The sequence below is a fragment of the Salegentibacter holothuriorum genome (genome assembly GCF_900168045.1).
Taxonomy (GTDB): Bacteria; Bacteroidota; Bacteroidia; order Flavobacteriales; family Flavobacteriaceae; genus Salegentibacter; species Salegentibacter holothuriorum.
In genome coordinates, this window is record NZ_FUYY01000005.1 from 61,509 (window position 1) to 88,306 (window position 26,798).

Below are 26,798 nucleotides of genomic sequence, written 5' to 3' on the forward strand. Positions count from 1 at the left end.
TTGTGTAAAACTTGTAAAACATAAGCAATCATTAAAAAGTAAAACTACTAAAAGAAGTTTATTTAAATAAAGAGCCAGGTTACTACTAGTGAGCAACCTGGCTGTTTTTTATCTCTAAAAGTTATAATATTCTTCTTCGGCCTCTTCTTCTTTATCAACTATGTTAGAATCCATATTGTAAAATGATATCTCGCCAAGGTGGGCGAAAGTGCCACTTCCATTTTTTAAGATCATAACTCTAAAATATTGCGATTCGTAATTCTTATCAAAAGTTAATTCGTGTTCTGAAGAATTGTCTGAGATCGGTAAATTATCCCGAGATTCCCAAACCCTTTCCCAGGTTTCTGCATCTTCACTTACCTCAAGTCCCCATTGCTGAGGTCTTCCTGAGGTGTTGGCACTTTGACGGAACCAATACTTAATAGCTCCTAGATTTTTAGGCTCATCAAAATTAATTTGGATCCAGTGGGGGAGCGGTGCAACACCACTTGACCAGGCTGAATGCCAATAAGTAGAGGGATCTCCATCTACCAAATTTTCCTTTGGACCTTCACTTTGTTCCTGGGTGAAAGTGTCTAACATAGAAGCTTCTACATCCACGCTATTTAATTGATTAGGAAAAAAAGTAATCTCAGCAGATCTTCTTATTGGTCTAACCTTTCCGGTAGTTAGTACCTCACCTTCGGTTTTTGCATTTGGGGTTTCATTTACCGCTTGCACTTCAAAACTGAATTCTTCAGCATTAATTAAACCTTCAACTAGTAAGGTGTCGGTATATTTACTTACTCTTTCTAAAACTTCTTTTCCATTTTTTAAATAGCGAACTTCCAAATAAGTAAATGCGCTATCAGAAGGTATTTCCCATTTTACCAATGCCCCTCCAATTCGTGGTTCGGCTGAGACATTCATCACATTAGATGGTGCCGGTAGGTTTTCATCGTCCTTATCGCAACTTATTACGAAAAGGGACAATAAAGCAATATATAATAGTTTTTTCATCACTTTTGTTTTTTAATGTTAGTATCCAGGATTCTGAATTAACAGTTCGTTTTTATTAACTTCAGCCTGTGGAATAGGCATCAAATAATTCCTCTGGCTAAAATTCCTTGGAAATTTCACCTCGGTTACCTGGAAAAATTCTTCATCTGTTTCTCCCTGGATATTCATTCCCTTGGCTTTAGTATCTAAATATTGATCGGCAATTTGCCATCTTCTTAAATCCCAGAATCTATGATTTTCCAAATAAAGTTCTATGGTTCTTTCCTGGCGTACTATTTCCCGGAGGGTCTCCTGGTCGTTAGCTCCACCAATAGGTGCCCAGGCTTCATCTATAGTTGGTATTCCGGCTCTTACCCGTACTTTATCAATATACTCTTTAGCAGTATTTAAATTTTGTCCAGTTTCAATTAAAGCTTCCGCATAATTCAAATACAATTCTGCGAGCCTAATTACCGGCCAGGGGTAATTAACACTTACCTGAAGACGACTCTGATCTAATAAAGGAGCAACTCCTTTTTTGTTTAAATATCCTGTAGGGCTATAATTATTGCTACGTCCCTGGATACCTTCATCATCATTTCTACGATAATTGGTAACAATTCGCTTCTGGTCATCCCTTATAATCTCATAATAGTCATTATGATAAGATATCCAGGCCTCGAAACGAGGTTCCCTATTTAGGTTTAAAGACAACGTATTACCTAAAGCAGTACTGTCTATATTATAGCGACCTTGATAATCGTATTCAGGGTCCTTATCAATAGGTAGGCCGTTCTCTGAATAAAAACTTTCTAAAATTGTTAGGGTAGGGGCTACGCCATTCCACGATGTACCTGGAATAAAAGGGGTACTTTTGTTTTGGAAAGCATAAACACCTTCACGTCTGGTTTCAGCCCAAATTAACTCATCGGTTTGCTTATCTACGTAAACATAGCGAAGGTCTTTTTCGATAGGATCTTCCGGAAACTCTGAATCATAATCACTATTTGCATATAACCTATTACCGGCAGCTAAAGCTATATCAATTGCCTCTTTGTTAGCGTCGGCAGCTCTTTGCCACTTAGCCTCTTCGTAGGAAGTACTAATTAGCTGGTTTCCATCATGGTCTGTAAACCCATTAAATAAACTGGAATTATTAGCGCCACCTCCATTAAATAAAGGAGATGCAGCATACAATAACATTCTTGCCTTAATTGACTTTGCAATAACACTGGTAGCCCTTCCAAAATCGCTGGAGCTGGTTTGTTCCATGGGTAGTCCCTGTGCTGCTTCATCTAACTTACCAGCAATAAAATCTACACTTTCATCGTAAGTTGCTCTCAAAGGATAGTCTTCAGCAGGCATGTTAATATCAAATTGTTTGTCTGCAATCACTACGGGTCCATACATTCTTAATAGAAGAAAATGAAAATAGCCTATTAAAAAATCTGCTTCGGCTTTGTATTGGTTTTTCGTGCTCTGTTCAATACCTTCCACACTGTCTATATTACTCTTAAAAATATAGGCCTGTCTTATTCCTTTATATAAATCGTTCCAATAGGAAATTACAGGATTTGAGGCAGTATACTCCCCTCTAGGGAATTGTGCCCAGTTTTCGTGTTCAAAAGCTGTAACTACTTCATCTGAAGTCAATAAATCTATTGAAAACGAATGACGCTGATTAGGTATATAACCATATATAGAATATAAATATCCAAGAGCGGCATTAGGACTTCTAAATGCATCTTCGTCGGTAGGTCGTTCATCTGGAACGATATCTAAATAGTCTTCACATGCTGTGAAAGACATGGCGAAGGTGAAAATTAATATAAATATTATTGGTTTTTTCATAATGCTTATTAATGTTTTAGTTGAATCTTAATTGAACTCCTAGGTTTGCTATAGTTTGTGTTGGGTAACTTAAACCACTACCGCCTCCCTGCTCGGGATCCCACTTGTCGAATTTCGAAAATCTAAGCAGGTTATACCCACTAATAAAGAAACGTGCTTGCTTGTAAGAATAACCTATTTCTGCACTTCTTAGTTTAAGAAATGAACCATCTCTTAACCAATACGAGGAGTTAGCTGTATTGTTTCCGTTATCCAATTTAGAAAGTTTAGGATATGCCGCATAAATATCAGGATTAGTAGGGCCGTAATGATCATCTGCTACCCATTGTAACACACTTCTTAAGCCTTGACTCCCAAAAGGATGAAAACCATTAACATAAAATGAAGTTCTGGCTACTCCTTGTAAAAGAAAAGACATATCCCAATTTTTATAATACATAGAGGTACTTAAACCGTATACAATTTCTGGGGTAGTAGGATTTCCCATTCTTACCCTGTCGTCACTATTTATTATACCATCGCCGTTAATATCGGTATATTTAATATCTCCACCGGAAACAAAACCTCCCATTTGTTGTACGGGACTGGCATCTACTTCAGCTTGATCTATAAATAGTCTTTCTGCTTGATAGCCCAACAGCGTTCCAATTGGATGATCAACGGCTGATAAATTAGGAAATTCTGAAAATGGAGGTTCATTATTTAAATCCACATTATTGTGGGCATAAGTAAAGGTACCTTTTGCGGTTAATCGAAAATCATCGTTGAATTGTTTATTGTAATCTAATGAGAAGTCAACACCTTGATTGGTTACTTCTCCCAGGTTGGCATAAACATTTGTTCCTGCAGTTCCGAAGATTGTAGGTATTGTTGAGGATATATCTACGAATATATTCTCTCGTTTCTCATGATAAAAATCAATTTCAAAAGCAAACTCATTGAACAATCCTACTTGCAAGCCTATATCTAACTTATTGGCCGTTTCCCAGGTAATATTCTGGTTAGCGAACTGATTGTAAACAGGGCCACTATAAGAGGTGTTTTGTTCAACTCCTGTTGTAAAGCCACGTCCACCTAAATCAATGTTTGAGAGATATGGAAATCTCGCACCGCCAATTCTATCATTACCCACTTTACCATAACTAACCCTTAGCTTTAAAAGGTTCACTACATCGGTAAATTTTTTAAAATAGTCTTCATTACTAATTACATAACCTACGGCCGCAGAGGGGAAGAAACCAAAACGTTTTCCTTCAGCGAAATTTTCAGAACCGTTATATCCAAAATTGGCTTCAAATAAATATTTAAAATCATAATCGTAAGTCGCCCTTCCCGCATAACCTATTCTTCTTTCAGGTAAACTACTAATTAAACCATCTGGGTTGTTAATAGCAAACTCGGTTTGGTTATATAATAATAATCCCGAAACACTATGTTTACCGAATTTCTGATTATATTCCAGTGAGGGTTGAAAATAAAATCTTCTATCTCCTGAAGTACCGGTGCCGGTTCCTAATGATAAATCTTGAGGCTGTCCCACCATATCTAGATTATAACTACCATCTGGTGCTTGTGGAGTACCGGTTAATTCATACTGGTTATATCCTCTAGTTCTTACTACATTGGTATTCGCCCAGTTTTTAAATGATACCAGTCCTTTAAAAGCAAGACCATCTAAAAGAACATCTAGCTTTTGTTCTCCACTTAAATTAGCCAAGACGGTACTTTGGAAATTATCAGTGTAACCACGGGTCAATTCAGCAAAAGGGTTTGGCCACCCACCGTTTACGGCACCACCTGTTTTACCACCATATTGTATATCTCTAGGGTCGGTAATACTATCTAAAGGATAATACATTGGGAAATCTACGGGATTAGTATTCATCGCTCCATTATAGATTCCCTGTACACTAGTTGATGGACCATCGTAATACCTTAATTGTGTATTAAGCTTTAAGGCTACTTTTGTAGTAGGTGAAAGCTCTGCATCTATATTGTTCTGAAAAGTAAATTTCTGAACTTCTATATTATTATCATAAGAGTTCATATCGAAATTCTTTAGGAGACCTGTTTGTCGGTTAAGCGTTGCACTCATAAAGTAACCAACTTTTTCTCCACCACCTTGAATGTTCACGTTTGCTTCCTGGTTGTAGGCTGCATCTTTAAACATTTCATCATACCAATCTACATTTGGATAGAGATATTTATCTCTTCCTTCTGCCGTACCCTGAATCTTATCTTGTGAATACAAAATTTCCCCAGTACTTCTATTGGTTACTGCTTCGTTATAAAGCTTCATATAATCAACACCATCTGCGAAATTAGGAGTTTCTGTAGGAACAGTAACCTGAGATTGCACTCTGGCATAAATTCGGGGCTTATCGAAGTTTTTCCCGGTTTTGGTGGTAACAATCAAAACACCATTTGCTCCACGGGTACCATAAACAGCAGTAGCGGTAGCATCCTTTAACACCGAAACACTTTCTATTATCTCAGGAGATAACCCGTTAAGGTCCCCATTAGAAATTTCCACGCCATCAAGTAAGATTAAAGGGTTTTGTGCCCCACTGAATGTAGAAATACCTCGAATAAAAAAGTTAGCGGCATCAGCACCTGGTTGCCCCGTACGTTGCACAGCTATAATCCCTGATAAATTTCCGGCTAAGGAGGTAGAGATATTTGTGGAAGCCGTTCTTAACTTCTCTGGTTCCATGGTTGAAACAGCCCCTACAATACTTATTTTCTTCTGTTCACCGTAACCAACTACTACTACATCATCCAGAGCATCTGCATTCTGCTCTAGAACGATATCGATTTCGTTTCTACCTTCTACTTTAATTTCTTGAGTTGCATAACCTAAATAACTGATCTGTAAAATAGCGTCTTGCGGTACTTCAATGGAAAACTCTCCATCAAAATCAGACATGGTTCCATTAGAGGTGCCTTTCTCAATAATATTGGCACTTGGTACGGGCATGTCCGTTTCAGCATCCACGACTGTTCCTTTTACTATAATGCTTTCCTGGGCGTATGTGCCTGAAAACATTAAGCAAAAGAAAAGTACAAATACGTAGCTGTTCTTCATAATTAATTTGATTTTGTTAGTTATTAATTTTATTTATTTACATAACGAAAGTAAAATGTTTCGTTAACATTATGCTAATATATTGAATTTAATTAATTAACAAAAAATTATTAAAAAAATATTTTTTTTTGAGAGCACTATAGGGGTTAAGTAACCAAGGCTTTAGATTAATAGCTTTAAGTGTGTATATTTTAGAATAAAATCTTCTTAAGGAATAGAAATATTTTCGTAACATTGCTTTTTAAATTTAAAAAGTATGTTAAAAAGAAAGTTTTTTGTATTTGTCCTTGCTTTATTTTGTGGGGCTAACGCGTCTGCTCAAAAAGAAGAGGTAGATGTATTTCAAAACCCTAATTATCAGGAAGATAATAGGCTTCCGATGAGGGCCTCCTATTTTCCTTATGAAAATAAAGAACTTGCCGAAGCGGGAGAGAAGTCCGGCTCTAGTCGCTTCTTAGATCTTAACGGAACCTGGAAATTTTTCTGGACCGAACATTACGATAATATTCCCGAAAATTTTCAAAACGAAAATTTTGACGATTCGGGATGGGATGATTTTCAAGTACCCGCCAATTGGGAATTCAATGGTTACGGAACTCCTATTTATGTAAATCACCCTTTTGAATTTGCGGTAGATGATCCAAATCCGCCATATATAGAAAATGAAAAACAACCTGTAGGAATTTATCGCCGTAACTTTTCTTTACCTAAAGATTGGGAAAGCGAGCAAGTGTTTCTTCATTTAGGAGCTGTAAAATCTGCATTTAAACTTTATGTGAATGGAGCATATGTTGGAATGGGAGAGGATAGCAAGTTAGAATCAGAATTTGAACTTACCGAATACCTAAAACCCGGAGATAATCTTATTACTGTTGAGGTAAGAAGATGGAGCGATGGTAGTTACCTGGAGGCTCAGGATTTTTGGCGTATTAGCGGGATTCAGCGAAATGTTTATTTGTATTCGCGACCTCGGGTGCATTTTTATGATCTTTTTGTGAAAAGCGGACTGATTAACGATTATAGAGATGGAGCTTTAAGCTTTGATATTGAACTCTGGAATAGAACTAACCTGGAACAGGGAGAACATACCGTTGAAGTTGAGTTAAAAGATGAGAATGGTTTGAGCCTTTATAAAGAGGAGCAAAAAACTATTGGTTTGAAAAGGAAAATGGGAAAAACCATACTTCATTTTGAGAAAGAATTAAAGAATGTTAATTCCTGGTCTGCTGAAACTCCTTATTTATATGATTTAAACATAAGTTTAAAGGCTTCTAATGGCGATATTATAGAAAGTATTAATCAAAAAGTTGGTTTTAAAACTTATGAAGTTGTAGGGAATGAATTTTTGGTAAATGGTAAGCCGGTATTATTTAAAGGGGTGAATAGACATGAGTCACATCCTGAAACGCATCACGTAGTTACCGAAGAGCAAATGTTAACCGACATTAAAATAATGAAGGAGCTAAACATGAATGCTGTAAGATTGTCTCACTATCCAAACGACCCAAGGTGGTACGAGTTGTGCGATAAATATGGTTTTTATGTTATTGATGAAGCGAATATAGAATCTCACGGGATGTACTATAATCCTGAGCGTACTCTTGGAAATGATCCGGAATGGGAACATGCCCATATGCTTAGAATTAAGCGTATGGTAGAACGGGATAAAAACTTTCCTTCAATTGTAGCCTGGAGTATGGGGAATGAAGCCGGTAATGGTTATAACTTTTATAAAGCTTATAATTGGATAAAAGCTTTTGACCCTACAAGACCAGTACAGTACGAGCGTTCTACTACCGAGTGGAATACCGATATTATTGTACCGCAATACCCGCATCCAAATAGCATGAAACGTTATGCTGAAAATGGATTGGAGCGTCCATATATTATGAGTGAGTATGCACACGCTATGGGGAATAGTATGGGTAACTTTAAAGAGTATTGGGACGTAATAGAAGAATATGACGGCCTGCAGGGTGGTTATATCTGGGACTGGGTAGACCAGGGAGTTTATAAAGAAGTAGATGGAAAGAAAATTTTTAGTTACGGAGGCGATTGGGGTCCTGAAGATACTCCAAGTGATAATAACTTTTTAATTAACGGTGTTATTATGCCAGACCGTACCTGGAATCCACATGCTTATGAGGTTAGAAAAGTACACCAGGAGATAGGTTTTACTTTTAATAAAGAAGCCGAAGCGATAGAGATCTTTAATAAATATTTTTTCCGTGATTTAGCTAATTTTAAATATGAAATTAATTTGCTGAAAAATGGTAAAATAATAAAAACTACCGAGGTTGAGCCTATTGCTCTTGCTCCTAGAAACAAAACTCAGATTGATCTGGGCTTCGAGGTGCCAAATGATCCTGCTGCAGAATACAGGTTGCATATTCAGGCAAAACTGGCAACTAAAGAAAATTTAATGACAGCGGGAACGCTTTTGGCTGAAGATGAATTTCAGATTACTAAGCCGGTTTCTATGGCACCTAAATTAAGTGCGACCGATTTTGAAGTGGAAGAAACCGAAGATGAATTAGAGCTTTCTAAACGTGGTTTTTCTATTAAATTCAATAAAAATACCGGGCGATTCTTTGATTATAAATACAAAAGAAATATTTTAATTGAAAAGGGGCCTGAGCTTTCTCTTTTTCGTCCATTAGTTGATAATGATTTTGGAGGCAGATTAAACCAAAATTTAGATTATCTAAAAGAACCAGGGCTGGAGGTGAAAGAAATTACCCATAAACCAAATGCTGATAATGGTTATGAGGTAGAGGTACGTTTCACATTGTTGGATGGAGATGCTGAATTTACTCAAACCTATGAAATATTTGATGATGCCAAAATAAAGGTTTCTAACAATTTTAAAGCTTTAAATGGAGATCATAAGCTTTTAATGAAAGTAGGAAACACTTTAGAGTTGCCTAAAAACTTAGAGAACTTTAGCTGGTACGGTAGAGGACCCTGGGAGAGTTATGCAGATAGGAAGTATAGTGCTATGGTTGGAGTTTATGAAGGTTTGGTAGAAGATCAGTATCATCCTTATGTAAGACCTCAGGAATCTGGTAATAAGACAGATGTTAGATGGGCTAAGGTTTCAAATGGAAGAAACACCGGCGTTAGAATAGATTTCGTAGATAATCTTTTAAGTGTGTCGGCACTTCCATATTCTTTAGAGCAACTTTATCCTTCTTCTGAAAAGGAGCAGGAGCACTCTGCTTTGTTGGAAAAAGATGACGTTGTGCATCTAGATGTAGATTTCATGCAAATGGGAGTTGCAGGTATAAATAGCTGGGGGAGTTTAGCTTTAGAGGAATATCGTGTTCCTTTCCAGGATTATGAGTATTCTTATATCATTTCTCCAATAGAATAAGCTTTATAAAATTAAAGAATAAATGAAAAAATATATTAGCATAGCTGTCATGAGCCTTATTTTAAGTGCTTGTGGCAGTAATGCTTCAAAAGAAGATAAGAAGCCAAATATTGTTTTTATTATGGCTGACGATTTAGGAATTGGTGATCTGGGAGTGTACGGGCAGGATGTTTTTAAAACTCCCAATATCGATCAATTGGCCACGGAAGGAATGAAATTTGAAAATTTCTATGCGGGAAGTACTGTTTGCGCTCCTTCGAGGGCTGCTTTATTAACCGGTCAACATACCGGAAGCACTCAGGTGAGAGGGAATGGAGAATTTCCATTAGATCCAGATAAAAAGATTATCCCCGAGATTTTAAAAGAACAGGGCTATACTACCGGAATGTATGGTAAGTGGGGCCTGGGATTAAAAGGTTCTACCGGTTCTCCTGAAAAAAGGGGCTGGGACGAGTTTCTAGGTCATTTACATCATGTAGATGCCCATTTTCAAAGACCTGACTCCCTGGATGTGATTCAAAATGGCAAACTGGTAAGGGAAAAAACGCCTGAGAATAGTTATGCTAACGAGTTGTTTACTGATGCAGCCGTAGATTTTATTGAAGAACGGGATGCAAAAGAACCATTTTTTCTGTATTTATCTTTTACGATTCCGCACGCAGAGCTGGTGGTGCCCGATAATTTTATACAAAAGCACCTTACTGAAGATGGAAATAGTAAATATGAGCCCGAAGAAGCCTGGCCAGAGGGGCGCCATTATGCCGGTCAAAAATATCCTAAAGCTGCCTATGCTGCATTGGTTGAGAGTATAGATGCTTATGTTGGCCGGGTAATGGAAGTGCTTAAGGAGAAAGGCTATGATGAAAATACCATGGTGGTATTTACCAGTGATAACGGTACCCATCTTGAAGGTGGAAGAAGACAGGCCGATGTAGATTTCTTTAAGAGTAGTGGTGAGCATAGAGGTGTGAAAAGAGATTTGTATGAAGGTGGAATTAAAGAGCCCTTTATTGTAAGATGGCCAGCCGTTGTAGAAGCAGGAACTACCAGCGATTTTAAAGGGGCTTTTTGGGATGTTTATCCTACCTTTTCTGAAATTGCCGGTGTATCTATTAATAAAGAGGCAATAGATGGAATATCTTTTCTTCCCACTCTAAAGAATAGTGGAGAGCAAAAACAACACGACTACCTTTATTGGGAGTTTCATGAGTTTGGCGGTAAGCAGGCGTTGCTTAAGGGTGATTGGAAAGTTATTCGACTTAATGTGAATGAAAATCCGCAGGCTCCGGTAGAACTATATAATATAGCTCAAGACCCTGCAGAAAGTAAGAACCTGGCAGAAAGTAATCCTGAAAAAGCAAAGGAATTGCAAACGCTTATGGATTCCGTGAGAACGCCAAATACTAATTTCAATTTTAAGACAAGTAATTAAACCGGGTAAGTGGCTCCAGGCATACTTATTTCTGTTGATAGCAAAAAAATAAATTTTCGTTTAGATAAAAAATATTTGTTATTTGTGTGAATAACAAATAAAATATTTTTATTTGATAAAAAAATTCTTTTTATTTGAAGAATGAAATCTAACGAATTGTTATAATATTTTAAGAAGAGTATTTTGAAAACAAAAAAATCCGCATATACTAAAAAAGAAATCGAGGGTCAGCCTAAATTATGGCAATTGGTTTATAATTTGATTCTGGCAGAAGAGCAGAGAATTAAAGATTTCCTGAATCCCTTGTTTGAACAAAAGGATTTAGAAATTATATTAACCGGTGCTGGTTCATCGGCATTTGTTGGTGAGGCAGCGCAAGGTTTGGTTCAAAAAAATACAGGCTGCTTAGCCAGGGCTATAGCCACTACAGATTTAGTGACGCATCCAGAAAACTTTTTTCCGGACAATAACAAACCTGTGCTTTTGGTTTCTTTTGCACGTTCCGGGAATAGCCCTGAAAGCGTAGAAGCAGTTAACCTGGCTAATAAATTCTGTTCAAATATACAGCACCTAATAATTACCTGTAATGAAAATGGTGAGCTTTACAAATATACCGAAGCCAATACCGAAACTGCTTTAGCTGTGCTCCTACCTGAAGAAGCCAATGATAAAAGCCTGGCAATGACCGGAAGTTTTACTTCTATGTTGTTAAGTGTCTTATTGGTGTGTAACAAGAATAAAGCTGGAGACCTTAAAAGTGAAGTGAATAAAATAATTGAGCAGGGAAAACTTACCCTGGATAGTTATGAGTCGCTTAAAGAGATTACGCATTTAGATTTTGATCGAGTAGTGTTCCTTGGTTCTGGACCAATGCTTGGTATTGCTCGTGAATGTCATTTAAAGCTACAGGAGTTAACCGATGGTAAGGTGGTTTGTAAACACGATTCCTTTTTAGGTTTTAGACACGGGCCAAGAGCGGTTACTAATGAGAAAACCCTGGTAGTATATCTTTTCTCACCTTCAAATCACGTTTATCGTTATGAGCGTGACCTTGCAATTTCAATTGGGGAAGACCCCAGGAATATTTGGTCTTTAAGCGTGGGGCATAAAGAGGATTCGGCGATTAATTCTAATCTTAATTTAGACCTGGATTTTGAAAAAGACCAGGAATTAAACATTGTGCCGGCTACTATAATAGGGCAGGTGCTAGGTTATTATAAATCATTACAACTAGGTCTTGATCCAGATAACCCATCTGTTTCAGGAGCTATAAGTAGGGTTGTAAAAGGCGTGACAATTTACGATTACCCCGAAAATACAAAAATATGATCCTTAGCCTTTGCTTAAATCCTTCTATAGACTCCTATGCGCAGATTTCGGCTTTTAAGCCCGGGGAAGTGAACAGGATTTCTAGTTTAGAAGAATTTCCCGGCGGAAAAGGAGTTCATGTAGCCATGGCTCTGGGCGAACTCGGGACGAATTCCCGTCTTTTAGGTTTTTGGGCCGGCGGGACCGGAGATTGGATAAGAAAGCAATGTGAAACGCGAAAGGTGGGATCCAATGGGGTTTCCATCGGCGGAAATAATCGTAAATGCTATACCTTTATTTCAGAGAATTCAAGTTTACATCATACAGAATTGCTGGAACCAGGACCGGAACTTACCAATAATGATTTTGAAAATTTTCTGGAAATTTTTAAAAATGAATCGGCAGAGGCCGAATTTATATGTATATCTGGATCCTGTCCTAAAAATGCTCCAGAAGATGCTTATGCGCAACTTATTCGAATTGCAAAAGAACAACAAAAGAAAGTTATTCTTGATTGTACAGGTGTTCAGTTAGAAAAAGCATTAGAGGAAGGTTTCTTCGGAATCCATCTAAACCACATTGAAGCAAAAGCAATTTGTGGTAGCTCTGATATTAAAGCTCTGCAAGAATTTCTTGGTGATAAAGTTCAATTAATAGCTCTAACCCGTGGAAGTGAAGGTCTGGAATTAGCCTACAGGAATAGAATTATAAAAGCCAAAATTACTCTTTCGCGGGAAGAGATTATAAGTACAGTGGGAAGCGGTGACTGTTTAACTGCAGGGATCGCTTTTGCACTTTATAATCAAATGGAACATTCTCAAATTGCTGCCTGGGGTGCAGCATGTGGAAGTGCTAATTGCCTTAATAAAGATTTAGGAATGTTGAAAAAGGAAGATGTTGAAAGAATGTTGAAACAGGTGGAAATTGAAACTTATGAGTAATAAAAAAATACTGGTAGTTGGGGAGTTAAATATAGATCTTATTTTAAATAATATTCAGGGTTTTCCTGAGGTAGGTGCCGAAAAGGTTGCTGAAAATATGGATTTTACCCTGGGCAGTTCCTCTGCGATTTTAGCCTCTAATATTGCCGCACTTGGAATTTCGACTTCTTTTAGCGGATTGCTGGGTAAAGATAATTTTGGAGAATTTATTCTAAAAGAATTAAAAACAAAAAACGTAGATACCCGTTTTGTTCAATTTAGCGAACAATACAAAACCGGGATTACTGTGGTGATGAACTATGATCAGGACCGTGCAAATGTTACTTACTGTGGAGCTATGGATGTTTTTAATATAGAGCAGGTGCCATGGGAACATATTAACGAATTTGATCATCTTCACTTTTCAAACTACTTCTTGCAGGCGGGTATGAAACCCACTATTGTAGAGCTATTCAAGAGAGCTAAAGAGGCTGGGCTTAGTACTTCTTTAGATTTGCAGGTGGATCCTAAAGATGAATGGGATTTTGATTATAAGAACTGCTTGCCATTTGTAGATGTTTTTCTTCCAAATAAAAATGAAATCTTAAAACTTAGCGGGGAGAATACTCTTAAAAAAGCGATTGAAGAAATATCAAAATATAGTAATATCCTTGCTTTAAAGTTAGGAGATAAAGGTGGGCGTGTGCTTACCGAAACTGAAGATATTAGTATAGCGCCTTATCTTAATAAGGCCTATAAAGATGCAATTGGTGCGGGCGATTCTTTTAATGCCGGCTTCCTTAAAAAATTTCTGGAAGGAGCCAGTTTAAGAGACTGTCTTGATTATGCCAATCTTACGGGTTCACTAAGTACTACTGCTGCAGGAGGAACTGGGGCTTTTAGCCATACAGAGGAAATTGAGATAAAAATTCAACAAATCAGGAATACGAAATTATAATGAAACTAAAAGAAAAATTACAGCAATTACGAAATGATGGTCGTGGAATTTTGGCCACTAATTTTTATAACGTAGAAACCCTGCACGGAGTGTTGGCTGCTGCTTCAGAAATGAACGAACCTCTTATTCTTCAACTTACACAAAGTTCTATAGACTATATGGGTCTGGAAACAGCAGTAAATTTAGGCCGTACCGGTTTAAAACAGTTTGGTGTAGAAGGTTGGATTCATTTAGATCACGGTGGTTCGGTAGAGTTGGCTCAGCGTTGCCTGGATGCCGGTTTCGATTCGGTAATGATAGATGGTAGTGAACTACCTTTTGAAGAAAATATAAAAATAACCAAAGAAGTTGTGGAACGAGCCAAAAAATATGGCGCTCATGTAGAAGCTGAATTAGGTTATGTGGCTAAATTAGGGCAGTCTCACGAGGATAAGGTTTTTACTCAACCTGAGGAGGCTAAACAATTTGTAGAAGAAACCGGTATTGATGCACTTGCCATTGCTATAGGTACTGCACACGGATTCTATAAGCAAGAACCCGAATTACAATTAGATTTGCTGGAAAGAATTGCCAAAGCTACTCCGGTAGGATTGGTATTGCACGGTGGTTCTGGAGTTCCCGGTTCACAAATGCAAGCTGCTATTTCGCGTGGGATTTGTAAAGTAAACCTGGCTACCGAAATCAAGAATATTTTTATGAAAACCCTGCAAAGCGAATTAAGGAATAATGAAGAGATAGATTTGCGAAAGGTATTTCCTGTAGCTACTGGAGAAATAACCAAATTGGTTAAGGGAAGATTAGAAATTGTAAAAAATAATGTTTAGAATTAGCCCTTATTAGAATAATAAATTTTCAAAACTTTAGTTTTTAGTGTATTAAAACTAAAAATATTCTATTACCTGCTGTTTCATAAATAATAAAAATCAAATATTATGATATCAAAATTTATAGACGCTCACGTTCATTTAAACACGCTTTCTTCAGAAAAAATGGAGAAAATGATGGAGTATAACGCCGGCTTTCTTTCTATAAATACCAATATTCCATTCTTTGAAGGAATTGAGGAACAGGAAAACATAATTTTAGAATTTCAAAAGAAATATCCCGGCAGGATAAAATATTTTACCACTTTCAACTTTAAAAAATGGGGGCAGCCCGATTTTGTTGAAGATGCTATTGCGCAAATAAAACGCGGTTTAAACAATGGCGCAGTAGGAGTTAAGATTTGGAAAGACCTGGGCTTTGATTACCACAATCCCGATGGTAGTTTTGTGATGATAGACGACCCAATATTTGACCCTATTTTTGAATATATTCAGGAGAATAATATTATGCTTATAGGTCACCAGGGAGAGCCAAGAAACTGTTGGTTACCACTTGATGAAATGACTGTAGATTCAGATAGAAATTATTTTAAAGAACATCCTGAGTATCATATGTTCCTGCAAAAGGAATTTCCTTCTTATGAAGATCAAATGCAGGCAAGGGATAAGATGCTGGATAAATTCCCCGGGATCACCTATGTTGGGCTTCACCTTTTTAGTATGGAATGGAGTATAGAGGAAGTGGCTAAACGCCTTGAGAAATATCCTAAAACTTTTACCGATGTTGCAGAAAGGGTTTGTCATTTACAACTCCAGGCAAAAGATAACTGGCAGGGGGTTCGTGATTTTATTCTGAAATATCAGGACAGAATTATATATGGAACCGATGTTATAGATGACGGCAGTACACCCGCGACCGAAATTGCTGAACGTTTTGAATGGTTATGGAATTTTCACTACGATTTCTTTGCAACCGACAAGGTTTTGGGGGCACCTGAGTTTAAGGGGGAATTTAAAGGTCTAAACTTACCTGAAGATGTGGTAGAGAAAATATTCTATTCTAACGCCAAAAGAATTTATGGATTTACAGATTTTTAACTAATAAAAAAAGCTTTTCATTTCTACCTGATGGAAAATTGCTGTTAGAAATGACTGCTCATTAGAATTAATACTTTAATTATGAAAAATAACCGAAGAGATTTTTTAAGAATTACCGGTCTTGGCGGACTTGGTTTAGTAACCGGAAGTGCATTAAGTTGTAAAGGGCCGGAAACTTTATTTGCAAACGCTCCTACAGGACCACAACAGTTTAATATGAGTGGTTATGCTGCTCCAAAGTTAGATACTGTGCGTATAGGTTTTATTGGATTGGGGATGCGAGGCCCGGGTGCAGTGTATCGTATGAGCCAGATTGAAGGTGTTGAGATAAAGGCCTTATGTGATTTACGTCCGGAACAGGTCGAAAAAGTGAAAGCAGAATTGGAAGATACTGCCCACGATCCAGATACATATTCAGGTAGTGATAATGCCTGGAAAGAGATGGTAGACCGGGACGATTTAGATTTAATTTATATCGCTACACCATGGGATTGGCATACGCCAATGGCTGTTTATGCTATGGAAGCCGGGAAACACGCTGCTGTAGAAGTTCCAGCCGCAAAAACTATAGATGAATGCTGGGAGCTTGTAGAGACTTCTGAGAGAACGAAAAAGCATTGTATGATGCTTGAAAATTGCTGCTACGATTTCTTTGAAATGCTAACCTTAAACATGGCGCGTCAGGGATATTTTGGAGAAATTATTCATGGTGAGGGAGCTTATATTCATAATTTACTAGACTTGAATTTCAATAAAGATGCCTACGAAGATATGTGGCGTCTAAGAGAAAACTACGAAAGGGATGGAAATCTTTATGCTACTCACGGCTTGGGCCCCATTTGCCAGGTAATGAATGTGAATAGAGGAGACCAGATGGATTACCTAACTTCTTTGTCCAGTAACGATTTTCATATGGGGGCAAAAGCTAAAGAATTAGCTAAAGAAGATTCTTTTTATGAACAATTTGTTGGTAAGAAGTATGCTGGGAATATGAATACTACCATAATCAAGACTAAAAATGGAAAAAGCATTATGGTGCAACATGATGTGACTTCACCACGCCCATATTCACGTATTCACCTTGTTAGTGGTACCGAGGCTTTTGCCAGGAAATGGCCTAGTCCAGAGAGAGTTGCCAAAGGACATTCCTGGTTGAAAGAAAGCGAGATGACCGAGCTTGAAAAGAAATATACCCCAGAAATTATTAATAAAGTTGGAGATTTGGCTAAAAAAGTAGGTGGCCATGGTGGAATGGACTTTATTATGGACTGGAGATTAATAGATAACCTTAGAAACGGTTTACCGCTAGATCAGGATGTTTATGATGCTGCATTGTGGAGTGCCATTACCCCGCTTTCAGTAGACTCTGTAACCAATAGAGCGCAATCTATGGATGTTCCCGATTTTACTAGGGGAGCCTGGAAAAATAATAAACCGGTAGATGTTACTTTAAAAGGAGGCGGAACCACCAATGTTATTTTGAGAGGCTAGAAAATTTATGCTTAAAAATTGAGAGTTTTTTTTCACTTTTTGTGATTAAATTTTCAAACGAAATAAATTATTTTTTAAATTCCTGTTTTTGTTATCTATAACTGGCAGGAATTTTTTATTTTTTGTCTAATTTTGAATTTAAATTATTATAATTGATACTATAAATTCTGAAGACTAATTAAAGGGTTTTGTAGCAGTACTAAATATAGCATCAGTTCTAGTTGTTTTTTAATCGAAAGCTTTAAAAAATATGGAGGTCAGTAGATAAATACTTAACAAAATTTACGATTAACCTTTTGGAATTAAGTGTTTTAAAGCAAGTATAGCTGTCAGTTCGAGCGGAGTCGAGAACTATTCGTTAACGGAAAATAGGTTTCGACTGCGCTCAACCTGACATTTCCTATAAATTTCCGATAGTGTATGAGTAACTATCTACTGAATCTCTAAAAAAATATCGAGAAGTGATGTTGATCTTCATTTCTGGAACAATAACAAAAACTTGTATTCTGCAACCAAAAAAATAATATATCAATTTAAATTTAAACTAATTTATGAGAAAAGCCGCAGCACGCCGATCAAAAATATTGGAAATTCTAGACGAATTTAATAAAGTTAATGTCACAGAGTTAAGTGAGATGTTTAGCGTAAGTGAAGTTACTATTCGTAACGACTTAGATAAACTTGAGAAAAATAAACTTCTTGTTAGGGCACACGGCGGGGCTTTTAAAACTAATAATCTTGCTCTGGCGGTTTCAGAGAAAAAAAGTATTAATCGGGACCTAAAACGTTTAATTGGAAAAGTGGCGGTTGACCTTATCCAGGAGAATGATTCAATTATTCTTGACTCAGGTACAACTACATTTGAAATTGCCAGTAACTTAGGGAAGTTTAAGGAAATTACAGTGATCTCTAATGCGCTTGATATTGTGAATAATCTAGCTCAATTTGATAATCTTAAAGTTTATATGCCTGGTGGTTATTTAAAGGAGTTCTCTATGTCTCTGGTAGGTCCTATGGCAGAGCGTAATTTAAAACAACTCTTTTGCAACAAACTATTTTTAGGAGTTGATAGCATAAGAACTAATGTAGGTTTCTTTACGCACCATATGGAGGAGGCATACTTAAACCAAATTATGATTGATATTGCTGAAGAAGTAATTGTGGTTGCAGATTCTACTAAATTCAAAAAAACAGGTCTGGCCTTTATTCAGAATTTTGAGCATATAGACAAGCTAATTACAGATGATGGTATTGAAGAATCAGATATTGCTATGCTGAAGAAAAATAACGTAGAAGTTTTAATTGCCGGAAAAAGTGAATAGAAGTTAAAATTTTATATATTTGATATGTAATACATAATACATATCAAATGAAGAACATGTTTGCGGCGACTTACGCGCCAATGAAAGAAGATTTTAGTATTAATCCAGTGGAGGTTAGTAATTATTCCAATTATCTTTTGCGTAATAAGGTATTTGGAGTTTTTATAAATGGATCTACCGGAGATTTTGTTTCTCTTACTGGAAATGAACGTATTGAACTCCTGGAAGCCTGGTCTGAAGAACGAAAAAACGGCCTTTACTTAATTAATCACGTAGGTAGTAATAGTTTAAAGGAGGCAGAAGGCCTGGCACAGGCTTCAGTTGGTAAAGCAGATGCTATTGCTGCTATTGCTCCTTTTTACTTTAAGCCTGCTAATGTGCAGCAACTGCTGGATTATTGTAAAGCAATTGCTGCAAAGGCTGGTGATCTCCCTTTTTATTATTATCATTTACCTGTTTTAACCGGTGTTAATTTCTCAATGACTGTTTTTGGCGAAATGGCTAAGAAACAGATTCCTAACTTTGCCGGTATAAAATTCACCGAAAATAACCTGGTTGAATTTCAAAAAACGAATTTGAACCATCCAGACCTGGACGTCTTTTTTGGTGTAGATGAAGCTTTTTGTTCTTCTTTAGGCTCATTATCAAAAGGATGGGTTGGAAGCACCTACAATCATTTAAGTCCTCTTTTTCACGAAATCAAAGCTGAATTTGATAAAGGTAATCTTGAAAAAGCACTCCAATTACAAAACCTCGTGGTCACCTTTGTAGAAACTTTGAGCACTTATGGTAGCTTTAATGGAAGTGGCAAGAGTTTTATGTCTGCATTGGGTGTAAATTGTGGTCCCTCTCGTTTTCCTCACCCAACTTTAACCAATTCTCAATTGGAAAATGCCGCTAAAACCTTTGATAGTATAGGGTTATCCCCCTATTTTTCGTCATAAAGTAAAATTTTTTGCAAATTTATTATGTATAACATAATGCATTTGTTTACATTAGCAATGTTAAAAACAACAAATTAAATCTTAATTTTATGAGAAAAAGATTAAACTTTATGGAATATGTGCTTCAAAGCATATTCTTAGTTAGACATGTTAAGGCTCCCAATAGAATTATTCTTGGAACCCTCATGTTAGTGTGTTTTGGATTTACAGTAGAAGCCCAGGACATTGAAGTTTCTGGGGTTGTTTCTGATGAAGCCGGAATTCCTTTACCGGGTGTTAACGTGCTTGTGAAAAATACCAATCGCGGTGTACAAACAAATTTTGATGGGGTGTATAGTATTGATGCTAATCCTGGGGAAACTTTGGTATTTAGCTACTTAGGCTTTAAAACTTCAGAAATCGTTGTAGAGGAACAGCTTTCAAACTTGAACGTTATTCTAGAGGAAGATTTGTCTAGTTTAGATGAAGTAGTGGTCACTGGATACGGAAAACAATCCCGGGCGAAGTTAACCACTTCTATCGCCAAAATGGATACCCGTATACTGGAAACTTCTACCAGGTCTAATGCTGCAACCGCTTTGCAGGGTACAATTCCCGGCTTGAGGGTTACCAATAATACTGGTCAACCTGGAGCTACTCCAAATATTGTATTAAGAGGTGGTACTAGCTTTGATGGTTCTGGGTCTCCTTTAATTTTAATAGATGGAGTGCCAGGTAGTTTTTATGCCTTAAACTCTGATGATATTGAATCTATAGAGGTTTTAAAAGATGCTGCTGCTACCGCTATTTATGGAGCAAGAGCGGCGAATGGGGTGGTTTTAGTAACCACAAAAACAGGTGAAGCTGGAAGAGCCACAATTACTTATAAACAAAAGTATAGTATAAATTATGAAAGGGAAACCCCTGAATATCTAGATGCTGCTAACTTTATAAAATATAATCGCCAGGCTGTTTTATATTATAATGAAGCTACGGGAAGAAATAATTTTGATGCCGGTTTCTTAAATGGAGCTTTAGCTTTTGGAACAGGAGGAAATACCACAAATTCCCCTTTTACCACTCAGTATTTATCCAACGAAAATAGGTATCTATTAGATTACCCAGGTTGGGGAACAGTTACAGATCCTGTAGATCCAAGTAAAGAGATTTTATTTCGCCAAAATAATGTAGGGGATCTAATTTATCAACCCAGTACCTCTACAGATCATTATATTGGTTTTCAAGGTGGAAATGAAAAGGGTTCTTATTTTGCAAGTTTAGGATATTTAGATAACGATGGTTTAATTTTAGGTTCCGGATTTAAAAGATATTCGGGGAAATTTACTGGCTCTTATAAAATTACGGATAAATTTAGAGTGAACTCTAATATTTTATACTCTCATTCTAACTTAAATTTAAGTCCGTTGGGAAGTAATAATACGGTTTTTAGAAGGTTTGCCGGCCAGGCACCAACTTCCAGAACTTATAATAATAATCCCGATGGAAGCCTTTCAGATGATTTAAATCCGGGGACTAATCCTGGTTTTGGAAATCCATTATATTATCAGGATAAATTTATTCGAGACAATCTTGAACAAAGATTAACAGCATCTGTAGGTATAGATTGGGATTTAATGTCTAACCTAACTTTCTCTCTTACCGGTAGTCACTTTACCATTAATAATTTAGATGAAAGTTTTAATAAAGCTTATTTAAGTGGAAATTCTTTAATCGAGACTAGAAATGCTTCTGCTCGTACTGAGAAAACTCTTAGAAACCAACTTACAGGTACTTTAAATTATACAAAGTCTGTTGATAAACATTATTTTGATGTGCTATTAGGTGCTGAGTATTACCGGGATGAATATTTTACATTTAGCGCAGGTACTGAAAACTCGCCTACAGATTTAATTCCAACCCTTAATGCTGGTGCCGAAGCCAATGGAGTTCCTTATAGTTTTAGGACCCTTCAGGTGATCGCTTCAGGTTTTGGTCGTCTAAATTATGATTATGATGATAGATATTTAGTAGGACTTACATTTAGATATGACGGTTCTTCCAGGTTAGGAAATAATAAATATGGATTTTTCCCAGGAGTATCTTTAGGTTGGAATGTACATAATGAAGAGTTCTTTAAAGATTCTGATATCAATAAGGTTTTTACCAAAATAAAGCCCAGACTTAGTTATGGGGTAAACGGTAATCTTGAGGTTTTAGGTAACTTTAGTTCTTTTGGAGCTTATGGCTCACAGGGAGTTTATGATGGGCAAACAGGTTATGCCAATACATCTTTGCCGACACTAGACTTGCGTTGGGAGAGATCTACAACCACTAATTTTGGATTAGACGTTTCTTTATTTAATAATAGAATAAATTTAATTGCTGATTATTTTATTCGTGATGTAGAAGATAAACTTTCAAACTTAACGTTGCCTTATTGGACAGGTTTTAGTGGGGTAACTACGAATAACGGTATTCTTCGAAATAAAGGTATTGAACTACAATTAGGAGCAGATCTTGTTAGAGGAGAAGAATTTCAATGGTCAGTAAACGGTACCTTGTCTAAAATCAAAAACTTTGTAGTAGAATTACCAGAAAATGATAATGAATTGAATCGCCAGGGCGGAACTCAAATTTATAATCCTAATACCGGAGAACTCGAATGGGTTGGAGGTTTACAGGAAGGCCAACGTGTTGGTAATGATTTAGTAGTAACTTATGTACAGGATTATATTTATGCCAACCAGGCAGAAGTAGATGCTGATGCTAACGTGCAGGATGATTTTCTTCCAGATCCATTTAAGCGTTATCCCGGTGATGTTGCCTGGGTAGATAGTAATGGTGACGATGTGATTAACAGTTTTGACAGAAAGGTAATAGGAAGAACTACTCCAGATTTTTACGGAGGACTTTCCACAAACATGAGCTATAAGAATTTTAGCTTGTATGTTAAAACCGACTTTGCAACAGGTCACGTAATTTATAACCATATTCGAGGAAAAGGATTGGCGCAAACCCAGGGTAACCTAAACCAGGATGCCTTAGTGCTTGATTCCTGGACTCCAGAGAATACCAATACAGATGTGCCAAGATTTGTTTTTGTTGATGCCCAGGATAATATTTTCAGGGGAGGAGAAGGCACAGTGAACAGTCGGTTTTGGGAAAAAGGAGATTATTTAGCATTAAGGGAGGTAACCCTTAGCTACGATCTTCCAACAGAAACTTTTACCGATAAAATTCAAAAATTGAGTTTATATGTAACGGGTAGTAACCTTCATTATTTCAAAAGCTATAGTGGAGACACACCCGAAGAAGGAGGATATCAGGCAGGGCAATTTCCCCTACCGAGAACTTTTACTCTAGGACTTAATTTAACCCTTTAAAAAGATATTAAAAATGAAATATATATATATAGTTTTAGCCTTATTCGTGCTGAGTTCTTGTGACAGTCAGCTAGAGATTGAGGCGCCAAGTGAACTTACCTTTAATGGATTTTGGGAAAGCGAAAATGGAGCACGGGCAGCACATTCAGGACTTTACGGTACCTTTCGCGGTGCAGCCAATACCTTTTGGGTGTTAGGTGCCATTAGAAGTGATGTTTGGGGAGGTCAAACTTTTGAATCTCCTTTTTATCAAGAGCTAATAGAGTCTAATATCACCGTTTCTACAGCTCCTTTTGGAGGTTGGGCCGGTTTTTACTCCAGGATTCATAAGCTTAATGATTTCATTCAAAATGTTCCAAATATAGAATTTGATAGTCCGCAGGATAAAGAACATATGTTGGGACAGGCTTATGGATTAAGGGCATATTACTATTATACCCTTTTAAAAACCTGGGGTCCTGTACCAATTAGTGAAGAAATATTGAGCACAACTTCGCCCGAGGGTTTGAGTAAAGCGAGAGCCTCAGAAGAGGAAGTGATGCAGTTTATAAAAGCTGATTTAGAAAGATCTTTAACGGCTTTTGGAGATGATGCGTCTTTCTGGAACGGAAACAAGAATTACTGGTCTAAAGCTGCTACCTTAACTTTAAAGGGTGATGCATATATATGGTCTGGTAACTTACTTGGAGGCGGTAATGCTGATTTCACTGCAGCTAAAAATGCTTTAGAGCAGGTGGAGCAAATAGCTAATGTAGGCCTGGTTGATAACTATCAGGATTTATGGGGAGAAGAAAATGAAAATAACAGTGAGTTTATTTTTGCCATACAATATGCAGAAGATGAAGCCGGGAATTTCTATAATTCTTTTACCGGGAGAAGTACCGAAATTTGGCCACAATTTGACGAAGATGGAAATACTATGGAAGGTTTTGTTATAGCAGGTTCAAATCGTTACGGGCCTAGTGAAAAAACACTTCTACTATCTGATGATAATCTGGATGCCAGAAAAGACGAAACTTTTATTAGACTATACAGTGATTCTAATAACGGTAACGGCTATCCTAATTATAATGCCGAAAAATATTTTGGTTCTGTTTTAAACAAGTTTTTAGGCCGTATAGATGGAAGTGTTAGAATTTTTGATAATGATATCCCTGTGTATAGGTATGCTGATGTAATTTTACTATTGGCGGAAGCTAAAAATTACTTAGGAGAAGATCCTTCTTCTGAAATTAACAGAATTAGGGAAAGAGCTTATGGAGATGATTATGATCCGGCAATTCATGCCTATTCAGCTGGATCTATAGCAGAGAATACCGAAACTATTTTAGATGAACGCTATGTTGAATTTATAGCTGAAGGAAAAAGATGGTGGGATTTGCGAAGAGCCGGTGATCAATATGTAATAGATAATGTAGCGTTCTTAGAAGAAGGTGAAGAATATAAGTTGAAATTACCAATTACTTTAGATATGATTGGTAGAAATCCTCTTCTGGAACAGACTGAAGGTTATGAATAATAATTATACCCATGTTTATTATTCATTTATTTGTGTGTTAGTAAGAAAAGGTCGCCTTGGCGACCTTTTCTTTAAATTTAATTAATTGAAATTATATGAAAAAAATTGTCTTATTATTAGCATTAAGTGCGTTTTTGCAGAGTTGCAAGAGTAACGAAAAAGAAAAAGAAAGTGAAATTGCGGAAACTAAAGCCGATAAACCCCAGGAGTTAGTTTTTAAAGACCTGTTTAATGCAGGGGATAAAGAAAATATTGCCTGTTATCGTATTCCATCTCTAATAACTGCGCCCAATGGTGATCTTATAGCTGCTATAGATGAAAGAGTACCTTCTTGTGCAGATCTAAGAGGAAGTAAAGATATAAACATTGTACAGCGTAGAAGTACCAACAATGGTGAAACCTGGAGCGATATTGAAACCGTAGTCAACTTCCCTGAGGGAGACTCTGCTTCAGACCCTTCAATGATTGTAGATGAAGAAACTGGTAAAATTTTTATGTTCTATAACTTTATGGATCTTGAAAATGAAGCCAATATCTATTACCTACACGTAGTTACAAGTAAAGACAACGGTAAAACCTGGAGTGAACCTCGTGATATTACCGCAGAAATTGCTAAAGAAGAATGGCATAAAGATTTTAAATTTATCACCTCGGGTAGGGGAACCCAAACCAGTTCTGGAAGATTATTACATACACTTGTAAATCTTGATAGTGGTCTGCATTTATTTGGAAGTGATGACCACGGTAAAACCTGGTTCTTAATTGATACTCCTGTAAAACCTGCAGATGAGTCAAAGGTTATAGAGCTTGCTGACGGCAGGTATATGATTAATGCTCGCGTGAATACAGGAGAAGGTCATCGTTATGTACATATTTCTAATGATAAAGGTGAAACCTGGGAAACCCGCGCTGAAACTAAATTAACAGATCCGGGGAATAACGCAAGTATTATTCGTTATAGCCATGAAGGAGCTGATGCAAAGAATAGACTGCTTTTCTCAAATTCTAACAGTGCTGATTCTCGAGAAAACTTAAGCGTTCGTATTAGTTACGATGAAGGAGAAACCTGGAGCGAAGGGAAAACCATTTATGAGGGGTCTGCCGCCTATTCAGATCTAACAGTTCTGGAAAATGGAGACATAGGCGTATTTTTTGAAGCCGATGGCTATTCAAGGAATCTTTTTACCAGTTTTTCACTGGAATGGCTTACTGATGGGGAAGACCAACAATAAGACTTATGAAAAGTTTTTTTCTATTATTAGGTTTTAGTCTTTCTTGGTTACTCAGTAGTAGTCAATCGGAATCGAAGGAGCTTCCTAATGGTTTAAAAGCGATTAACCTTTTTAGTGCACTGGAAGGTGATGGAATTGCGTGTTATAGAATTCCATCGCTAATAACTGCAATTAATGGTGATTTAATCGCAGCAATAGATCAAAGGGTCCCTTCTTGTGGAGATTTACGATACAATGAAAATATTAATATAGTTATAAGACGAAGCACCAATAATGGAAAAAGATGGAGTGACATTGAAACTATTGTTGATTTTCCGTTAGGTATATCTGCCTCTGATCCCTCAATGATTTTGGATGAAAAAACGGGAAATATCTTCCTGTTTTATAATTTCATGAATCATAACAATGATACTGATGTATATTATTTTCATGTAATTAAGAGCGCAGATAATGGTAAAACATGGAGTAGTCCTCGAGATATAACATCGGAAATAACTAAAGAGGAATGGCATAAAGATTTTAAATTTATTACATCTGGTTCTGGAATTCAGACCAATTCAGGCAGATTGCTCCATACCCTTGTAAACCATGATAAAGGATTGCACCTTTTTGGAAGTGATAATCACGGGGAAAGTTGGTTTTTTATTGATTCTCAAATTAAGCCTGCAAATGAATCGAAAGTTGTCGAACTCAAAGACGGGGAGTATATGGTGAATTCAAGGGTGAAAACCGGGGAAGGGCTTCGCTACGTTCATATATCAGGGGATGAAGGGAAAACCTGGGCAACTAAGCCAGAGCCCCAGTTACCAGATCCGGTAAACAATGCGGCCTTGCTTAATTATAATGCCGCGGACAATAAAACTAGGCTTTTGTTTTCAAACACAAAAAGCTCTGAAAACAGGGAAAACCTTAATGTTCGTATTAGTTATGATGAAGGGAAAACCTGGAGCGAAGGGAAAACCATCTATGCTGGATCTGCCGCCTATTCAGATCTTACCGTTTTGGAAAATGGAGACATAGGCATATTTTTTGAAGCCGATGGCTATTCCAGAAATCTTTTTACAAGCTTCTCTTTAGAATGGTTAACAGATAAATAAAAAA

At 36.9% G+C, this 26,798-nt stretch carries 17 protein-coding genes; 14 read left to right on the forward strand and 3 right to left on the reverse strand.

Annotated features, from left to right (window positions below; translation table 11 throughout):
* Nucleotides 1-114: 114 nt before the first annotated feature.
* The 3 genes from B5X51_RS12130 to B5X51_RS12140 are packed head-to-tail and all read right to left on the reverse strand — an operon-like array spanning nt 115 to nt 5,914.
* A complete protein-coding gene (locus B5X51_RS12130) occupies nt 115-999 on the reverse strand; it encodes a discoidin domain-containing protein (RefSeq protein ID WP_079721456.1) in 885 nt (294 codons plus the stop codon).
* Nucleotides 1,000-1,017: 18 nt separating this feature from the next.
* The gene (locus B5X51_RS12135; RefSeq protein ID WP_079721457.1) at nt 1,018-2,829 is read right to left on the reverse strand and encodes a RagB/SusD family nutrient uptake outer membrane protein; all 1,812 of its coding nucleotides are present in this window, start codon (nt 2,827-2,829) and stop codon (nt 1,018-1,020) included.
* A gap of 16 nt (nt 2,830-2,845) precedes the next feature.
* Nucleotides 2,846-5,914, reverse strand: coding sequence for a SusC/RagA family TonB-linked outer membrane protein (locus B5X51_RS12140; protein ID WP_217699543.1), 3,069 nt, complete (start codon nt 5,912-5,914; stop codon nt 2,846-2,848).
* 256 nt (nt 5,915-6,170) lie between these two features.
* Here B5X51_RS12140 and B5X51_RS12145 point away from each other — a divergent pair, with 256 nt between their 5' ends.
* From B5X51_RS12145 to B5X51_RS12210, 14 genes are all read left to right on the forward strand, one after another.
* The gene (locus tag B5X51_RS12145) at nt 6,171-9,287 is read left to right on the forward strand and encodes a glycoside hydrolase family 2 TIM barrel-domain containing protein (RefSeq protein ID WP_079721459.1); all 3,117 of its coding nucleotides are present in this window, start codon (nt 6,171-6,173) and stop codon (nt 9,285-9,287) included.
* 22 nt (nt 9,288-9,309) lie between these two features.
* Complete coding sequence (locus tag B5X51_RS12150) at nt 9,310-10,719, forward strand: arylsulfatase (RefSeq protein WP_079721460.1); 1,410 nt, start codon at nt 9,310-9,312, stop codon at nt 10,717-10,719.
* A gap of 183 nt (nt 10,720-10,902) precedes the next feature.
* Complete coding sequence (locus B5X51_RS12155; protein ID WP_217699544.1) at nt 10,903-12,048, forward strand: SIS domain-containing protein; 1,146 nt, start codon at nt 10,903-10,905, stop codon at nt 12,046-12,048.
* Entirely contained in the window at nt 12,045-12,968 is a 924-nt protein-coding gene (locus B5X51_RS12160) for a 1-phosphofructokinase family hexose kinase (RefSeq protein WP_079721462.1), read from the forward strand. Before B5X51_RS12155 ends, B5X51_RS12160 begins: the two co-directional genes overlap by 4 nt.
* A complete protein-coding gene (locus tag B5X51_RS12165; protein WP_079721463.1) occupies nt 12,961-13,905 on the forward strand; it encodes a carbohydrate kinase family protein in 945 nt (314 codons plus the stop codon). Before B5X51_RS12160 ends, B5X51_RS12165 begins: the two co-directional genes overlap by 8 nt.
* On the forward strand, nt 13,905-14,729 hold the full coding sequence (locus B5X51_RS12170) for a class II fructose-bisphosphate aldolase (protein ID WP_079721464.1): 825 nt from the start codon (nt 13,905-13,907) through the stop codon (nt 14,727-14,729). Before B5X51_RS12165 ends, B5X51_RS12170 begins: the two co-directional genes overlap by 1 nt.
* A 108-nt stretch (nt 14,730-14,837) precedes the next feature.
* Nucleotides 14,838-15,827: an amidohydrolase family protein gene (locus B5X51_RS12175; RefSeq protein ID WP_079721465.1), complete on the forward strand. Its 990-nt coding sequence runs from the start codon at nt 14,838-14,840 to the stop codon at nt 15,825-15,827.
* Nucleotides 15,828-15,908: 81 nt separating this feature from the next.
* Nucleotides 15,909-17,318 (forward strand): Gfo/Idh/MocA family protein, encoded by a 1,410-nt coding sequence (locus B5X51_RS12180; RefSeq protein ID WP_079721466.1) that lies wholly within the window; start codon nt 15,909-15,911, stop codon nt 17,316-17,318.
* 551 nt (nt 17,319-17,869) lie between these two features.
* Nucleotides 17,870-18,640, forward strand: coding sequence for a transcriptional repressor AgaR (agaR, locus tag B5X51_RS12185; RefSeq protein ID WP_079721467.1), 771 nt, complete (start codon nt 17,870-17,872; stop codon nt 18,638-18,640).
* Nucleotides 18,641-18,687: 47 nt separating this feature from the next.
* Complete coding sequence (locus B5X51_RS12190; RefSeq protein ID WP_079721468.1) at nt 18,688-19,584, forward strand: dihydrodipicolinate synthase family protein; 897 nt, start codon at nt 18,688-18,690, stop codon at nt 19,582-19,584.
* 89 nt (nt 19,585-19,673) lie between these two features.
* Nucleotides 19,674-22,946, forward strand: coding sequence for a SusC/RagA family TonB-linked outer membrane protein (locus B5X51_RS12195; protein WP_245828747.1), 3,273 nt, complete (start codon nt 19,674-19,676; stop codon nt 22,944-22,946).
* A gap of 13 nt (nt 22,947-22,959) precedes the next feature.
* Nucleotides 22,960-24,465 carry a RagB/SusD family nutrient uptake outer membrane protein gene (locus B5X51_RS12200; protein ID WP_079721469.1) on the forward strand — a complete coding sequence of 502 codons (1,506 nt, stop codon included), beginning with the start codon at nt 22,960-22,962 and terminating at the stop codon, nt 24,463-24,465.
* 95 nt (nt 24,466-24,560) lie between these two features.
* On the forward strand, nt 24,561-25,697 hold the full coding sequence (locus tag B5X51_RS12205) for a sialidase family protein (protein ID WP_079721470.1): 1,137 nt from the start codon (nt 24,561-24,563) through the stop codon (nt 25,695-25,697).
* A 5-nt stretch (nt 25,698-25,702) separates the two neighbouring features.
* On the forward strand, nt 25,703-26,794 hold the full coding sequence (locus tag B5X51_RS12210; protein WP_079721471.1) for a sialidase family protein: 1,092 nt from the start codon (nt 25,703-25,705) through the stop codon (nt 26,792-26,794).
* The last annotated feature ends 4 nt before the right edge of the window (nt 26,795-26,798 follow it).

Coding starts and splice junctions, on each gene's coding strand:
- B5X51_RS12130 (WP_079721456.1), bottom strand. CDS start 999: ATGAAAAAACTATTATATATTGCTTTATTGTCCCTTTTCGTAATAAGT.
- B5X51_RS12135 (WP_079721457.1), bottom strand. CDS start 2,829: ATGAAAAAACCAATAATATTTATATTAATTTTCACCTTCGCCATGTCT.
- B5X51_RS12140 (WP_217699543.1), bottom strand. CDS start 5,914: ATGAAGAACAGCTACGTATTTGTACTTTTCTTTTGCTTAATGTTTTCA.
- B5X51_RS12145 (WP_079721459.1), top strand. CDS start 6,171: ATGTTAAAAAGAAAGTTTTTTGTATTTGTCCTTGCTTTATTTTGTGGG.
- B5X51_RS12150 (WP_079721460.1), top strand. CDS start 9,310: ATGAAAAAATATATTAGCATAGCTGTCATGAGCCTTATTTTAAGTGCT.
- B5X51_RS12160 (WP_079721462.1), top strand. CDS start 12,045: ATGATCCTTAGCCTTTGCTTAAATCCTTCTATAGACTCCTATGCGCAG.
- B5X51_RS12165 (WP_079721463.1), top strand. CDS start 12,961: ATGAGTAATAAAAAAATACTGGTAGTTGGGGAGTTAAATATAGATCTT.
- B5X51_RS12170 (WP_079721464.1), top strand. CDS start 13,905: ATGAAACTAAAAGAAAAATTACAGCAATTACGAAATGATGGTCGTGGA.
- B5X51_RS12175 (WP_079721465.1), top strand. CDS start 14,838: ATGATATCAAAATTTATAGACGCTCACGTTCATTTAAACACGCTTTCT.
- B5X51_RS12180 (WP_079721466.1), top strand. CDS start 15,909: ATGAAAAATAACCGAAGAGATTTTTTAAGAATTACCGGTCTTGGCGGA.
- agaR (WP_079721467.1), top strand. CDS start 17,870: ATGAGAAAAGCCGCAGCACGCCGATCAAAAATATTGGAAATTCTAGAC.
- B5X51_RS12190 (WP_079721468.1), top strand. CDS start 18,688: ATGAAGAACATGTTTGCGGCGACTTACGCGCCAATGAAAGAAGATTTT.
- B5X51_RS12195 (WP_245828747.1), top strand. CDS start 19,674: ATGAGAAAAAGATTAAACTTTATGGAATATGTGCTTCAAAGCATATTC.
- B5X51_RS12200 (WP_079721469.1), top strand. CDS start 22,960: ATGAAATATATATATATAGTTTTAGCCTTATTCGTGCTGAGTTCTTGT.
- B5X51_RS12205 (WP_079721470.1), top strand. CDS start 24,561: ATGAAAAAAATTGTCTTATTATTAGCATTAAGTGCGTTTTTGCAGAGT.
- B5X51_RS12210 (WP_079721471.1), top strand. CDS start 25,703: ATGAAAAGTTTTTTTCTATTATTAGGTTTTAGTCTTTCTTGGTTACTC.